We start from the raw sequence: 14336 nt of genomic DNA on the forward strand, positions 1-14336 counted from the left end.
TAGTTTACTATTGACTCAATAATTACTTAAGAAAATCAAGAAAAATTGCTTGAATTATGAGTAAGAGAATCTGTGACCAGAAAACGCTATGATCTACTCAAAACTTACTTATTGACGATTAATAACTAATATATATTATGGGAGAATCAAAACGCCGTAAATCAGCCTTGGGAGCAGAATATGGTCAAAAGTCTGAGCGAATATTACCCTGGGTGCCAATTACCAAAGCTCAAGCCGAAAAATTTATTAACATAACTAGTAAAGGAGCTTGGATTGGGATCGGCATCATGATTGCTGTTTGGTTTACTGTCAGGTTTATCGGTCCAGCCTTCGGTTTCTGGGAAGTTTATTAAAAAAATCGTCCAGCAAAGCAAAGAAATTTAAAATAGGTATTTAATAGAGCAGGTTAAGAGATGAGCGAACGAAATCCCTACGAACAACTTGGGGTCACAGAAAATTCTTCCTTTGAAGAAATACAGGCTGCCAAAAAAAGGCTTTATGAACAACATGGTCACGATCATACTGTGTTAGAAGAGGTAGAAATCGCTTACGATTCAATCATTATGGATCGCTTACGGTTACGCCAAGAAGGCAAAATCAAAGTCCCTGAAAAAATTCGGTTTCCCGAACGCAATGTCGAAAAAACCTTAAAAGTCCCGCAGCTTCGTAACGACAAGTCTACTGCCTGGCTACAGGATTTAGTAGACACACCCTCTCAAGCAGATATTCTTTGGCCATCAGGCATTTTCTTAACCCTGGCGGCGATCGCTGTCTTTTCTCCAAATACTGGAACTTCGATTTTGCCTCTGTTAATGGCTTTGGGCTTTATTGCCAATATTTACTTCCTCAATCGCAAAGAAGGACGCTCAGGTCGAGCATTCTTGATTAGCTTTATAACTCTGTTTGCTGGAATTGCGCTGGGAACAGGTTTGGGCAACCTATTATTAAATCAGGGGGGAATTTCCGCTCTAGATCAGAATCAGTTGGCTTCTACCGCGACTTTCTGTTTGTTTTGGGTAGTAAGCTGTTTTTTACGCTAGTTTGCTTGATTTGGTCGTTAGCTTTGCTAAAAATTAGGGAGAAAATTGGTTTTCTCCCTAGTTAAAATTTTGGCTGAGGTTTGTCACCAAGTTCTGATTCTAAGCTAACCAATACTGGCTAAAACATCCGTAGCATGGGTGCTGGTGTTCACATTGCTATCAACCTGAGCAATTGTGCCATTGCCATCGATAATGTAAGTAACACGTTTAGCGTAGCCACCGCCATCAACATCATAAGCTTGGGTAATTGCACCATCACTATCGACTAAAAGTTGAAACGGTAACCCATACTTCTCTTTAAATTTCTGGTGAGAAGCCCGATCGTCTTGGCTGACACCCAAAACCACCATTTCTTGTTCTTGATATTCAGCAAAATTATCGCGGAAGCTTTGGGCTTGTTTTGTACAGCCTGGAGTATCGTCTTTGGGATAAAAATATAGAACAACTGTCTTGCCTCGAAAATCCGACAAAGAGACACTGTTGCCTTCATCATCAACAGTAGTAAACTCTGGAGCAGTAGAGCCAACTGACAATGCCATGGTTAAGATCTCCTAATAAATCTATTTTCCTCTAAACTTTAACGTAATTAGGTTTATGAAGGCTAATAGTCAGCTTCAATAACTTGAGCTTTACCAGGGCTTAATCAGGGTATTGTAAATAAATACTAGTACAATATTTTTTACTGCCTATTTTAAGCCTATTTTAAATTTTTATGAATGATCCAGCTTCCAAGATAGAATCCCGTTCAGGAGTTGAAAGGAGTTTAGACAATGCTTTCTATTGGTCAGCTAAACTTTTAGCATTTGCGATCGCTGGTGTTTTAGTTTGGATTACAATCCAAGTGGCGATCGCCGCCATGCCAGCAATCAAAGAATTTGGTTTAAAATTTTTATTCAGTAGCAGTTGGAATCCTGTCAAAGACCAGTATGGAGTTTGGCCCGCAATTTACGGTACGATCGTTAGTTCGGCGATCGCTTTGGCGATCTCAGTGCCAATTGGTTTGGGGGCAGCCATTTTTCTGAGTGAAGATTATTTGCACCCCGCTATGCAGCGAGTTATTGTCTTCTTAGTGGAATTATTAGCAGCCGTTCCTAGTGTGGTTTATGGTCTATGGGGTATCTTTGTCTTAATTCCCTTTCTCAAAGGTTTTACGCCTTTAAAGGGTCAGGGGATGCTGCCTGCTGCGTTAATTTTGTCAGTGATGATCTTGCCTACTATTGCTGCTATTGCTCGTGATGCCATTACTAATGTCGATATTGGCTTGAGACAGGCTTCTTTTGGATTAGGTGCTACTCGGTGGGAAACAATTATGCAAATAATTTTGCCCGCTGCATCTTCAGGAATTATTGGCGGTATCATGCTGGCTCTTGGTCGGGCTTTAGGTGAAACTATGGCTGTGACGATGTTAATTGGTAATTCTAATCGAGTGGCTGCGTCCATATTTGCTCCCTCTAACACAGTTTCATCTTTACTTGCTAATCAGTTTGCTGAAGCTAGCGGTTTGCAGGTAGCAGCTTTGATGTATGCAGCTTTAATTTTGTTTGTTATTACTCTAGTAGTGAATGTTTTAGCTCAATTATTAGTAACTAGAATGCAGAGAATTTAGATCAATAATTCAGGATCAAAGATAAATCCAATTTAAAATCATGACTTCCCCTCACCTCGAAAAATCAGCTTACGGAGAAATTAGCCTGAAGCGTAATCCAGCTTCCCCTCGCACGCTGTTCGGTTTGGTAATGAGCAGTATTGCTGGTTTATTTACCATAGCTGCAATTGTCCCCCTATTTATTATTCTGAGTTATCTCATTGGCAAAGGAATTAGTTCTTTATCTGCCTCTGTCTTTACTGAATTACCACCGCCTCCATTAGTAGATGGAGGCGGTTTTGGTAATGCCATTTTAGGTACAGTATTGATGGTGGGTATTGGCGCTTTGATTAGTATTCCCTTGGGCATCATGGCAGCTATCTATCTTTCAGAATTCAACGAGGGCAAAGCTGCTGAATGGATTAGGTTTGCCACTAATGTTTTGAGCGGAGTACCGTCGATTATCGTCGGGGTGTTCGCCTATGGCGTGATTGTCCTGACTTTTAAAACTTATTCCGCCTGGGCTGGAGGTTTTGCTCTCTCCATTCTAATGCTGCCAATTATTGTACGGACAACTGATGAATCCCTTAAACTTGTGCCACAAGATGTGCGTCAGGCTTCTGTGGGCATTGGCGCTAATCAATATCAAACAGTTTTACAGGTGGTGTTACCTGCTGCCTTACCCGCGATTATTACGGGTATTACCTTAGCGATCGCCCGTGCTGCGGGGGAAACTGCGCCATTGCTATTTACTGCCCTATTTACTCAATTTTGGCCCAATTGGGATGCTTTACTCGCAGAACCGACTGCTTCTTTAGCGGTGTTGGTTTACAATTTTGCGATCGTTCCCTTTAAGAATCAGCAGGAATTAGCCTGGGGTGCAGCTTTTATTTTGGTACTGTTGGTTTTATTTACCAGTGTGCTTTCTCGTTTGGCAACGGCGAAACGGACATATTAAATGGAGTTTTTGATTTAAAAGGTGTTTGAATTGGCAATGCTACAGGCTTTCTCATCTTGTTTTACTTTTGGCATTTATACCCCTACGTAATAACGTTAGGACATCTTTGAAACACTACTTCCTACTTACTACTTACTACTTATTAATAGATGTGAGAGAGTCTTCTTGATCTTCTTGCCAAAAGACAATTGTGTCGTCTAGCGGTTTAAGGGTAGTTTGGGGATAATAAAAAGCCAGGATTTTTTCGGCTGACCAACCTAGTTTGGCTAGGTTATAAGAACCATATTGGCTTAAGCCTACGCCATGACCAAATCCACCACCAATAAAACTGTAGCCGTTAAGCTGTTTAGCTTTGTTGTAGATTGGTTCTAAGTAGAAAAAAGTGCTGCGAGGTGGCTCTAGGGCGCTACGAATTTCGTTTTTGTGTAGCTGTAGTTTACCAAGATCGGTTTGAATATTAAGTGCTAAAATTCTGCCAGAGCGCGATCGCTGTTGAATCTCCATTGACTCGATCGTCTTAAATTCTGCCAGAGGATGGCGTGTTTTAAGCAGATATTGACGCAAATCTTGGCTTAAGTCTGCAATACTTCGGTTTTTATGCCAGCGAAATACACCTGTTCTCCCTGTCTCGTTAAATCCCTTGGTTAAGCTAATAAAATGGCGAAAGGTTTGCTCATTATCTAGAGGATATTTCAGTAAATCCCAAACTGGCTTAGGGGCATCAATTACAGGCTGGAGATATGGGCGTTCAGTACCGTTCCAGGTATCCTCAAAGCTGGCGGTAACTCCCCCAGTGGTCGAAGAATAGAGTGCATCGATTAACTCATTATCATAGGTGAGAACTAATCCTGCGGTTTTAGCGATCGCGCGATCGCTGATTGGGTTGGTATCTTTTAGACCGTAATATACCTGGCAATGAACTGTAGCACACAATTGATAGTCATCAACTTGAAAGCGTCTCAGGTTGCGTAGAGCATAGGTACGAGCAATAATGCTTTGTGCCGCTACCGCTTGAGGAGGAGCGTTAGGGCCGATTTCGTGGGGAACAACCCCCCGTAGATAAGTTTCTAGAGGAACTTGGTTAACTAGGGTAAATTCGCCGTGAGCATTGGGCTGAAGTCTTAAACTGCCTCCATACAACCTCTCTTCTTCGGTCTTTTCAGTGGTGTTAACCTTGACTAAGTTTTTACCGCTGCTAATTTCCACCTCATCCTGATTATATTTTTGTCCCTCAATTTCCCAGACAATATCAGGTTTTTGAGTCAGAATTTTGGTATCTAGATAGGGATCTTCATAACCATTGGCTTTTAAACTGTGTAATAGCCAACGACGAATCAAAGGAGTTTGATAAACATCTCGTTTTGCCCAAACTTGCCAGCGTCCAGGCTGCGCCACCTCGACCTCTATTCCGAGCCTCTGCCAAGATTTAGCGCTATCTTCCGCTGTTTCAAAAGTCGAGCGATCGCTCAAAATCAGTTTTTCAGCTAGCTTGGGCTGAGATAAACGGGTCGAATTTACTTTCAATACTACCTTTTGAGTCTTAATCGGTGCAGCTTTAGATTTACCAGGAAAACTCACCTGTAAAGTATCTCCTGGCGTACTTTGAATTGTAACTTTCTTAATTTCAGGATCGCCATCGATCATTGGTGCAGCACCCAAACGTTGAATAATGCCGATTTCTAATGCAATATCCTGAGCTTTTTTTTCAGCAGCGATCGCCGAAGGCGTGGTAAAGCCAATCGCCGATTGGCAACTACCAATCCCGATTAAAAAGACACCCAGATAAATCGTTATTTTAAACATTATTCCTCTTAGAGCTAAAAGCTAATAGCTAGAAGCTAATAGCTAAAAACGATATCACTATCAATTCATGTTTTAAATCAGCAACACCTGACTTCCTAATCTTCTTCAAAAATCTCAATTAAAGTTTCTCCCTCAATCATGCGCTTGGCAGCCTTGAGCAAATCTTCTTCGACATAAGGTTTGACAAAGTAGCCGTTAGCTCCACGAGCAGCGGCTATTTTACGCATTTTTTGCGCTCCACGGGAAGTCAACATAGCGATCGGTAAAGAGGCTAATTTCTCATCACTTTGAAGCTGCAAGAGCAGTTCTAAGCCGTTCATCCGCGGCATTTCAATGTCACAAAAAGCGATATCACACTCTAGACCATTACTGAGTTTATCCCAGGCTTCCTGACCATCTCTAGCTTGTTCCACTCGATAACCAGCGTTTCTAAAGGTCATCGAGAGCAGTTCTCTAACAGTCACTGAATCATCAATAATTAGTACTAAAGGAGCATCTTTGAAAACACTGTCGGATTGATTAATTCGGTTAGCTTTGTCGTTGGTAGATTCAGTTTCTTTATTGGCTTGATTAATCTCAATGAGATGTTTTGCCACATCCATCAAGTCTTTCTCAGTATAAGGTTTGGTTAGATAAGCCTTGGCTCCTAAATCATTGGCTATTTGACGGTGTTTATCTGCACCACGAGAGGTCAACATTGCTACAGGAATAGACTTTAGCTTGCTATCTTGATGGAGATTAGACAGCAATTCTAAACCGTTCATCCGCGGCATTTCAATATCACTAAAGATCATGTCACACTCTAAACCACCACGGAGTTTATCCCAAGCTTCTTGACCATCCCTAGCTTGCTCTACCCGATAACCAAGTTTATTAAAACTCATTGAGAGCAACTCGCGAACAGTAATGGAGTCATCCACCACCAGTACCATCGGTTCTTGCTGAACGCTTTCTACCTGTGCTTGTTTGACATCTCCAGCACCAGCCAAAATATTAAAGCCTATTTCAATCGTTCTCTTACCTTGAGCAATTTCAATTAGCTCCAAAACATCGCCAATGGGCATAATTGAACCATCGCCCAAAACCGTAGCTCCTGCAATACCTGGTGGTTTAGCAATTGGGCCGTCGATTTGCTTAATCACAATTTCTTGCTCGGCTCTAACTTCATCTACTTCGATCGCCAGGAGATTGTCTAAGCTACGTAAAATGACTACAGAAACTGTATCATCGTTATTTTGATTAACGTTATAAGTACCTGCACGACGAATTAGACGATTGTAGTTCAGCAGACTATTGAGCGGTCTTAGGGGCAAAAGAGTGTCTTGCCAAGAAATACAGCGCACTCCATTGGCATTAGTTTGAATATCACTGGGTAAATATTCTTTGGTGTCTTCCACTCCATCAATCGGGAAAGCAATCTGACTATTATTATCAACACAGATTAAAGCCTTGCAAATACTTAGCACCAGAGGCAGTCGAATGGTAAAGATTGTGCCTTTACCCACCTGTGATTCCGTACTGACCGAACCGCGAATTTTTTTCAGATCAGTATTGACTACATCCATACCCACACCGCGACCAGCAAAGTCATCTGCCTCATCCTTGGTGCTAAATCCTGGATGAAATAGCAGTTCATATACCTGTTGCTCGGTTAAATTTTGTGCCGCAGCCCAGCTAATCAGCTTTTTCTCAACTGCTTTCTTTTTGACTATTTCTGGGTTAATTCCTGCTCCATCATCTCTGACGGTAATGACGGTTTGATTACCTTGAATAAACGCCTGAATATAAACATTGCCAGCTTCGCTCTTTCCTTGTTTGAGTCGGACTTCTGGCTGCTCAATACCATGAGAAATAGCATTATTCACCAAATGGGTCATAGGATTATAAATATGCTCGACAATCATTTTGTCAATTAGCACATCTTTTCCTTCAACATGAAGGTTAGTTTGTTTTTTCTGCTTGCGCGAAATATCCCGAACTGCACGAGGCAAGCGGTCTGCTGTCTGTCCAAAAGCGACCATCCTGGAGGAGTTCATCCCATCTTGAAGCTGACTAGTTACCTGACGGAACGTTTGAGCGACTTTATCAGTTTCGTCAACTACAAACTGAATATCCGATGCTGCTTCTCGGACTCGAACAATCAATTCAATAATATCTTGGGAGAGTAGGTGAAAACCATTAAAGCGATCTAGCTCCAAAGCGTCTAATCCTTGCTCTTGGGGTTTCTCCTCCACCCGACTTGATACCCCCGCAGGAAGAGGAGAGTTAGCGCGAGACTGGCGGCTAGCCATTAAAGCACCCTCTAAAAGCGATCGCTCATATAGGTCATGCATTTTTGCTCCAGCTTCTCCTAGAGAGTTGACATGACCTAAGAGGTTATCGAGGAAGCGACGCAATCTTTCCTGGTCATCCTCTAGTCGATTACGCTTAACTACGAGTTCTCCGATCAGGTTATTGAGATCATCTAATTTACGTACTGAAACCCGCATGGTCTGGTCAAAAGCTGGCGAGGCAGAGGCATCGGGCGTATCAAGCTTGGCTACAGAGGGTTGCGCTTTTGGAGTAGGTGGGGGAGTGATAGCTATCGGTTCAATCTGGGGATCATTATCTAACAATGAATCTAGATCGAGTGAATCTGAAGAATCTATAGAACTGGCGAGGGAGTCTAGATTAGCTACAGGTTCTATCACTAAATCATCTAGAGATTCGTTGTTTGCTGAGGATAACAAATCATCTAAATCGTTCCCCAGGCTATCTAACCCGCCGATAGGTTCTACTACTAAATCATCGAAAGATTCGTTGTCTGTTGAGGATAATAATTCATCTAAATCGTTCCCCAAGCTATCTAACCCTTCATCGGCTAAAGCAGCTAGTGAGTCAGAATCTTCTTGGATATCTTGCAAGCTATCAATTGCTAAATCTGGTTCTGCATCAAGATCCAGCAAATCTGCTTCACCCAAATCAGCTAAGTTCATTTCGACTAGAGGTTCTGATGATAGCTCTAATGCTGAATTATTTAGGACATTCTCAAGATTATCAAGCTTCAATTCATCATCGTTGTCGGCAATAGAGGATTGATCTATATTCTCCATCGTCATTTCTGATTTAGCTTCAACTTCTGGTTCTAAAGACTCGGCTAAATTAGCGATCGCTTCATCTGGCTCAACTAATAATAAATCATTAGAGCTATCTGACCAACTGGTTTCAACTACTATATCCTCGTCCTCAGCTAAAGACTCGACCAGAACTTCTTCATCCCAATCATCTGGTCCATCAGCATTTACAGCTGGTAAATCTGGTTCAGATTCTAATTCAGTTGAATCTAGATTACGAAAATCCCAATTATCTAGATCTAGATCTACGGGAACGCTCTTCTTGCGTTTGGGTAGACTATCATTACGCTCCAAATCTAGGTTGTTTAGAGCTTCCGCATCGTTTTTAGTTGCGGTTTCAGCAGAGATAAATTCGGTGACAATCTCAGCATCTTCATCATGAATTGTTTTCCATAAATCTATTGAATTTTCTTCTGACTGCTGGTTAGCACCAGAAGTTGACAATGATTCATCGAAATTGTCATTCGCATCGATAGGCTTATCTTGACTGTTCATACTTAGTTAGAAGTTTTAACTGAAATATTGCTGAATTGCTTAACCTTGGCTGGTAGGATAACTCGATTTGGTTCGTACAAGTAGTTAGAAGTCTACTTGAGAATTTAAAATTAGAGTTTTGTAAATTTTAAATTAGAGGTTATAGAAAAATTTTTGAGTAAAACATAAGTAAGTTTAGTTAATTATTTTAATCTGAATTATATAGTTAGCTACACAGGATCTAGTTTGCCCAAAATTTAAATGTCAAATATAAATTTAGTGATTCAAAATAGAGTTGCTTATAATCATCTGTGATGTTTTGTTTCTTCACGCTTTGAGCGACATCATTTTAAGAGCTTTAAATACCATTTATTTAGCCTATATGAGAGAATCTACTGCAACCTTATTGATTTCTTGTCCCGATCGCCCAGGATTAGTCGCTAAAATTGCTAATTTTATTTATGCTAATGGGGGCAATATAATTCATGCCGACCAGCATACGGATTGCGCTACAAGTTTATTCTTGATTCGCATTGAATGGCAACTCATCGGCTTTAATTTACCTCGTGAAGCGATCGCCATGGCTTTTTCGGCGATCGCCAAACCTCTTCAGGCTAGTTGGCAACTACACTTTTCTGATACTAAACCAAAGATTGCTATTTGGGTAACAAAACAAGATCATTGTCTTTGGGATTTGCTTTGGCGATATCAAGCTCATGAGTTACCTGGTCATATTGCTTTAATTATCAGTAATCATCCTCATTTGGAAGCGATCGCTAAACAGTTTAAACTCGATTTTTATCATTTGCCGATAACTAAAGAAAATAAAGCAGAACAAGAAGCTAGACAACTAGAACTTTTGGCGCAGTATCAAATAGATTTGGTGGTTTTAGCTAAGTATATGCAGATTCTTTCCCCAGATTTAATTAATAATTTTCCGCAGATTATTAATATTCATCATTCGTTTTTACCTGCTTTTTCTGGCGCAAAACCTTATCATCGCGCTCACGCCCGAGGAGTTAAGATTATTGGAGCAACGGCTCATTATGTTACGCCAGATCTTGATGAAGGACCAATTATTGAACAGGAAGTGGTGCGAGTAAACCATCAGGATACGGCTCAAGATTTAGTCCGCAAGGGTAAAGATTTGGAACGACTAGTGCTATCTCGCGCCGTGAGACTTCATCTGCAAAATCGTATCCTAATTTACGACAATAAGACTGTTGTTTTTAGCTAATTTAACCAATTTTCACCCAATCAATCCTAATTCTAATATGACTTCCAGTAAAAGCACGGCAAAACGCTCTATTCGACCTCGTAAACAATTTGGCCAGCATTGGTTGAGGGATGAAGAAATCTTAGAGCGAATTATTATGGCTGCGGAATTAACCAAAAGCGATCGCGTTCTCGAAATTGGGCCAGGAACAGGTAGTTTAACCAGCCGACTACTATCGATGGTTTCTGCTTTGGTGTCAGTAGAAATAGACCGTGATTTATGTAAAAAACTAGTACATAAATATGGTGAGCAAGATAATTTTCTCTTGATTCAAGATGATTTTTTAAAATCAGATTTAGCATCTTTTCTGCAAGATTTCCCTAAGTTTCAAAATCCCCATAAAGTAGTTGCCAATATTCCCTATAACATTACAGGGCCGATTATTGCCAAGCTACTCGGCAAAATTGCGACTCCTGCACCCCAGCAGTATGAATCGATTGTGCTATTAGTTCAAAAAGAAGTGGGCGATCGCTTAGTAGCTATTCCTGGTAGCAAAGCATACGGCGCATTATCAATTCGAGTACAGTATTTAGCTAGTTGCGAACTAATTTGTGATGTTCCTGCTAAATCTTTTTATCCTCGACCTAAAGTAGATTCAGTAGTCATTAAATTAACTCCTAGAATTCTCCCAGATCCTGCTCATAATCCAAGGCAATTGGAGACATTATTAAAACTAGGTTTTGCCAGCCGCCGTAAGATGTTACACAATAATTTGCAAAGTCTAATTAAAATTGCCGAGCTTACTCCCATTCTGGAGAAACTTAATTTCAATCCTCAATGTCGTGCTGAAGATTTGAGCTTAGAAGAATGGATTTTATTAAGTAATAATATTAATTGTTAGGACAAAATTAAGAAAGTTTCTTGCCTGTTGTCTTGGTGCGCGTTCCCATGCTGGGGAAACCCCAGCGGGGTCGTTTACATCGCATAGTTTGATGCACCGCTTTTTCTTCAAATCATCAAATACAGAGATCGCATCATCAATATGCTTGATAATATTCCATACTCCGTGCTGAAAGTCACGCCAGAATTATGACTTCTTACTCTTTAACTGGTTGCTTCATGCGCTCCTCAATCTCTTCTAAAGTTTTGAGTAGAATCCTCTTGGCTTGTAAATTCCAGCCCAATTTTTGAACGTTGATAGCGATGGGAATGCCGATAGCTGGCGCGAGGAAATCAACAGGCTGGCGTAAGGAAATGCCAAATAATAATCCTAATCCCGCAATTCCCCAAAAGGGCAAGGCTACCGTCTGCCGCTGCTCTTCAATTAGCTTACCAAAAAGACCTTTCGGCATTAATTCTAATAATTCTGCTTTGACTTCCTTTTGTTCTTTAGGGGTAACAGAAATACCAATTTTGCGCCTTAATTTTTCAATCTTGCGAGCATCGCTACTGTATACGGCTAGCTCGTCTTCAGCCATAGCGATGAGGCGTTCTAATTGCACGTTTTTGCCGTCCATTATGTTGATAATATTTTTTATAGTGTTGTGAACATTATAAATTAAGCCGTGTAGCAATTTTAGAGTATTTAGTTGAGGATACTCGGCGAAAAATTCACCGTACAGATATTTAGACACCTAATTTGGCATTACATAAAGCGATTAGGCTTCGCCTACCCTACGGATCGCCTGATCGATGATTTGCTGACGATCTAACTTAACTGCTAATTCTTCTATACTGAGCTTGCCTTCAAAAGCTTCATAGGCTGCCTCCTCCATCGCGTCATCAAATGTTTCTGCAAACATCGTCGCGATCGCTTCTGGTTTAGCGTAATAGCCTCCAGACTTTCTTCTTTTGTTAGTTTTGTTGATACCTTTGACGGAGTTGGAAATAGATCTATTCCAAAAGCTAGTAGTTCTTTGTTCGGCTTCTTGCTTAATTAGGTGCATCAAAAGAATCACCATGTAGCTTTCTATTTTATTTAACTTGTCTTCAACGGACATTTCTTCTAGCTCATTAACTATTTTTAAAGCTCCCTGATAATCCTGTTCTTCTATCCTTTTTCTCAGTTCCTGTAGTTCAAACATTAATCTTGCTGCTCGATCAACTTTATAAATATTCTACTTATAGCTTATAGCTTTGCTCGTTTACGCGGCTCTGAAATGTCCTATGATAATCAGCATTAAACAACTTCATTATTTAAATGATTATTTAAATGAATTTTTCTCCTCAACTGACTGCACTAGCTGGCTATTTAGCTGGAGAATTTAGTAACCAAGCTCAAGCGATCGCGCAACCCGCTTGGTTCGTTAATTTGCGCCTGTGGATTCGCCCAGTACCTATTTTTACTGACGATAGCATTACTTTATTTGCGGAACAGGCTAACATTCTTAAGCTTGAGCAGCCTTATCGTCCGCGAATTTTGCGTTTAACAGAGCGAGAAAATGAAAATATTGAAGTGGAATTTTATATGTTTGAGGATCTGGCTACTGCTAGAGGCGCGGGACAAAATAAAGATTTCATTGCCCAGATTACCCCCGATAAAATTAAGTTTTTACCCAACTGTACTCTTAAGGTTGCTACTCAGGAATTAGGTGACGGAAAATACTGTTTTGCCACTACTCCAGTAACCAATGAACCCTGTAGCGTTACTTATCAAGGTAGTACTTTTCAGGTTTTTCTGGGCTTCAAAGCTACAGCCAACGAGCTACTGACTTATGACAAAGGTATCGATCCTGCAACTGGAAAAGGAACTTGGGGTGCGTTAATGGGTGCATATGCTTTTACGAAGCTGCAAGATTTTGCTCAAGAATTAAATCTGTAACAATTATTGTGGAGTTGCGATTCGGATGAAGATGAATAAAATCTGGTTATTGTGGGAAATTCCGTTAGCTTGCTTATCTTTTTTATTTAATAAGATAGTTAAATTCGCGATCGGCAATTTGTTTACGGTTTATCTGGCACTGAATAAAAAGAAGGCTTCCCAGTGGCGCGTATTGTCGGCGAAGATGATTAAAGCGCCTTTGATTTTACCAGTTCTGATGACCAAAGGCCCAAGGTGGAACACTCACGCCATTATTGGTACTTTAGGGCCATTTAAAGTTACAGAGGCGATCGCTATTGATACGAAAACTGCTAATCAATCTGCTCGTTCTTGGATTGCAGTAGTGTATAGTTTTCCTGGATATAAAACCGTTGCCAGCCTCGAATCAGAGCAGTTAGATCCTGCTAGTTCTTGGCAGACAATTAAGTTACCTGCGGGTAGATATTCTCTAGGAGTTCGCTATTATAATCGTGCCGAAATTATTAACTATCCAGCTATAAAAATAGACGAGCAATTGTTTGTTGAACCTTATAATATTCCTAGCGATATCAACAAGTATTACCATGATTTAATTAACGCTAAAAATTGGTTTTACTCCAGCCTGCACTACTATATCTTTACGATCCTGAAGCTGCGTAACTATCTACCAGAATCTTTTGTCCGCAACGAATACTTACCCGTTGGCGCTCCTGCGACCCATTTTGCCTATAATTATTTAGACGCTCAACAAACTCTCCAAATCACCACTGCACCTATAATTATCGAGCAGTTTGATATTTACTTTACTCTTTATGATCGCTCTAGTTTACCTTTAACTTGGTGTATTATTACCGAGCCGAAATATACCCTAGCCCCGCAAGATAAACAAGGTTACTTTTTAGTGAGAATCCGCCCAAAACCTGAGTTTAGCAAGACTGAGATTAAAGTTAAGTCGGCAATATTGGTAGTAGATAGCTCAAATCAGTGTCTAACTATTGAAGATTCTCAGGTCACTCTCGACTCATCCGCCACAGCTATTGTCTAAAATATATCTACATCAACACTTCTTGTCACTAAAGCACCAATGGTACAAGCACCGATTCAACCAAAGACTAAAGATACCCAAGCATTAGCTATCCTGGCTGTCGATCTAATCCGTCAGGCGGGTTGTGAATATGGCGATATTCGGATTTGCCACTATCGAAACCAAAACTTATCCGCGAGAGATCGCTCTTTAAATCGCCTTAGTGACAACGTTAGCTCAGGTTTTGGAATAAGAGTGCTATTAGACGGTGCATGGGGTTTTGCTGCTTCTCATCGCATTACTCCAGCAGAAATCACGCGGAT

At 40.6% G+C, this 14336-nt stretch carries 14 protein-coding genes; 9 read left to right on the top strand and 5 right to left on the bottom strand.

All coding sequences use genetic code 11. The features are described 5' to 3' along the window. Nucleotides 1-137: 137 nt before the first annotated feature. Together C7B62_RS14440 and C7B62_RS14445 are read left to right on the top strand one after the other, a co-directional pair. On the top strand, nucleotides 138-353 hold the full coding sequence (locus C7B62_RS14440) for a DUF2839 domain-containing protein (protein ID WP_106237614.1): 216 nt from the start codon (nucleotides 138-140) through the stop codon (nucleotides 351-353). Between the two features lie 60 nt (nucleotides 354-413). Beyond that, nucleotides 414-1040, top strand: coding sequence for a CPP1-like family protein (locus C7B62_RS14445; RefSeq protein WP_106237618.1), 627 nt, complete (start codon nucleotides 414-416; stop codon nucleotides 1038-1040). Nucleotides 1041-1144: 104 nt separating this feature from the next. Here the strand turns inward: C7B62_RS14445 and C7B62_RS14450 are convergent, their stop codons facing one another. After that, the gene (locus C7B62_RS14450) at nucleotides 1145-1579 is read right to left on the bottom strand and encodes a peroxiredoxin (RefSeq protein ID WP_106237622.1); all 435 of its coding nucleotides are present in this window, start codon (nucleotides 1577-1579) and stop codon (nucleotides 1145-1147) included. A gap of 173 nt (nucleotides 1580-1752) precedes the next feature. Here C7B62_RS14450 and pstC point away from each other — a divergent pair, with 173 nt between their 5' ends. Both pstC and pstA read left to right on the top strand, forming a co-directional pair. Beyond that, entirely contained in the window at nucleotides 1753-2646 is an 894-nt protein-coding gene (pstC, locus tag C7B62_RS14455; RefSeq protein WP_106237626.1) for a phosphate ABC transporter permease subunit PstC, read from the top strand. Nucleotides 2647-2686: 40 nt separating this feature from the next. Next, nucleotides 2687-3583: a phosphate ABC transporter permease PstA gene (pstA, locus tag C7B62_RS14460; protein WP_106237629.1), complete on the top strand. Its 897-nt coding sequence runs from the start codon at nucleotides 2687-2689 to the stop codon at nucleotides 3581-3583. 135 nt (nucleotides 3584-3718) lie between these two features. Here the strand turns inward: pstA and C7B62_RS14465 are convergent, their stop codons facing one another. Further along, complete coding sequence (locus C7B62_RS14465; protein ID WP_106237633.1) at nucleotides 3719-5386, bottom strand: SpoIID/LytB domain-containing protein; 1668 nt, start codon at nucleotides 5384-5386, stop codon at nucleotides 3719-3721. 95 nt (nucleotides 5387-5481) lie between these two features. Beyond that, on the bottom strand, nucleotides 5482-8994 hold the full coding sequence (locus C7B62_RS14470; RefSeq protein WP_106237637.1) for a hybrid sensor histidine kinase/response regulator: 3513 nt from the start codon (nucleotides 8992-8994) through the stop codon (nucleotides 5482-5484). A 361-nt stretch (nucleotides 8995-9355) separates the two neighbouring features. Between C7B62_RS14470 and purU the strand changes: the two genes are divergently transcribed. Together purU and rsmA are read left to right on the top strand one after the other, a co-directional pair. Continuing rightward, nucleotides 9356-10210, top strand: coding sequence for a formyltetrahydrofolate deformylase (purU, locus tag C7B62_RS14475; RefSeq protein WP_106237640.1), 855 nt, complete (start codon nucleotides 9356-9358; stop codon nucleotides 10208-10210). 37 nt (nucleotides 10211-10247) lie between these two features. Beyond that, nucleotides 10248-11090 carry a 16S rRNA (adenine(1518)-N(6)/adenine(1519)-N(6))-dimethyltransferase RsmA gene (rsmA, locus tag C7B62_RS14480; protein WP_106237661.1) on the top strand — a complete coding sequence of 281 codons (843 nt, stop codon included), beginning with the start codon at nucleotides 10248-10250 and terminating at the stop codon, nucleotides 11088-11090. Between the two features lie 196 nt (nucleotides 11091-11286). Here the strand turns inward: rsmA and C7B62_RS14485 are convergent, their stop codons facing one another. Together C7B62_RS14485 and C7B62_RS14490 are read right to left on the bottom strand one after the other, a co-directional pair. After that, a complete protein-coding gene (locus C7B62_RS14485) occupies nucleotides 11287-11706 on the bottom strand; it encodes a hypothetical protein (protein WP_106237644.1) in 420 nt (139 codons plus the stop codon). A gap of 141 nt (nucleotides 11707-11847) precedes the next feature. After that, on the bottom strand, nucleotides 11848-12273 hold the full coding sequence (locus C7B62_RS14490; RefSeq protein WP_106237648.1) for a DUF29 family protein: 426 nt from the start codon (nucleotides 12271-12273) through the stop codon (nucleotides 11848-11850). A 128-nt stretch (nucleotides 12274-12401) separates the two neighbouring features. Here C7B62_RS14490 and C7B62_RS14495 point away from each other — a divergent pair, with 128 nt between their 5' ends. The 3 genes from C7B62_RS14495 to C7B62_RS14505 all read left to right on the top strand — a co-directional run. Continuing rightward, the gene (locus C7B62_RS14495; RefSeq protein WP_106237652.1) at nucleotides 12402-13010 is read left to right on the top strand and encodes a chromophore lyase CpcT/CpeT; all 609 of its coding nucleotides are present in this window, start codon (nucleotides 12402-12404) and stop codon (nucleotides 13008-13010) included. A gap of 31 nt (nucleotides 13011-13041) precedes the next feature. Beyond that, complete coding sequence (locus C7B62_RS14500) at nucleotides 13042-14034, top strand: DUF6208 family protein (protein ID WP_199194204.1); 993 nt, start codon at nucleotides 13042-13044, stop codon at nucleotides 14032-14034. A gap of 39 nt (nucleotides 14035-14073) precedes the next feature. Then, nucleotides 14074-14336: PmbA/TldA family metallopeptidase (locus C7B62_RS14505; RefSeq protein ID WP_304590145.1), on the top strand; the 263-nt coding region annotated here is incomplete at its 3' end.

This window comes from Pleurocapsa sp. CCALA 161 (assembly GCF_003003995.1).
Classification (GTDB): Bacteria; Cyanobacteriota; Cyanobacteriia; order Cyanobacteriales; family Xenococcaceae; genus Waterburya.

Coding starts and splice junctions, on each gene's coding strand:
- C7B62_RS14440 (WP_106237614.1), top strand. CDS start 138: ATGGGAGAATCAAAACGCCGTAAATCAGCCTTGGGAGCAGAATATGGT.
- C7B62_RS14445 (WP_106237618.1), top strand. CDS start 414: ATGAGCGAACGAAATCCCTACGAACAACTTGGGGTCACAGAAAATTCT.
- C7B62_RS14450 (WP_106237622.1), bottom strand. CDS start 1,579: ATGGCATTGTCAGTTGGCTCTACTGCTCCAGAGTTTACTACTGTTGAT.
- pstC (WP_106237626.1), top strand. CDS start 1,753: ATGAATGATCCAGCTTCCAAGATAGAATCCCGTTCAGGAGTTGAAAGG.
- pstA (WP_106237629.1), top strand. CDS start 2,687: ATGACTTCCCCTCACCTCGAAAAATCAGCTTACGGAGAAATTAGCCTG.
- C7B62_RS14465 (WP_106237633.1), bottom strand. CDS start 5,386: ATGTTTAAAATAACGATTTATCTGGGTGTCTTTTTAATCGGGATTGGT.
- C7B62_RS14470 (WP_106237637.1), bottom strand. CDS start 8,994: ATGAACAGTCAAGATAAGCCTATCGATGCGAATGACAATTTCGATGAA.
- purU (WP_106237640.1), top strand. CDS start 9,356: ATGAGAGAATCTACTGCAACCTTATTGATTTCTTGTCCCGATCGCCCA.
- rsmA (WP_106237661.1), top strand. CDS start 10,248: ATGACTTCCAGTAAAAGCACGGCAAAACGCTCTATTCGACCTCGTAAA.
- C7B62_RS14485 (WP_106237644.1), bottom strand. CDS start 11,706: ATGGACGGCAAAAACGTGCAATTAGAACGCCTCATCGCTATGGCTGAA.
- C7B62_RS14490 (WP_106237648.1), bottom strand. CDS start 12,273: ATGTTTGAACTACAGGAACTGAGAAAAAGGATAGAAGAACAGGATTAT.
- C7B62_RS14495 (WP_106237652.1), top strand. CDS start 12,402: ATGAATTTTTCTCCTCAACTGACTGCACTAGCTGGCTATTTAGCTGGA.
- C7B62_RS14500 (WP_199194204.1), top strand. CDS start 13,042: ATGAATAAAATCTGGTTATTGTGGGAAATTCCGTTAGCTTGCTTATCT.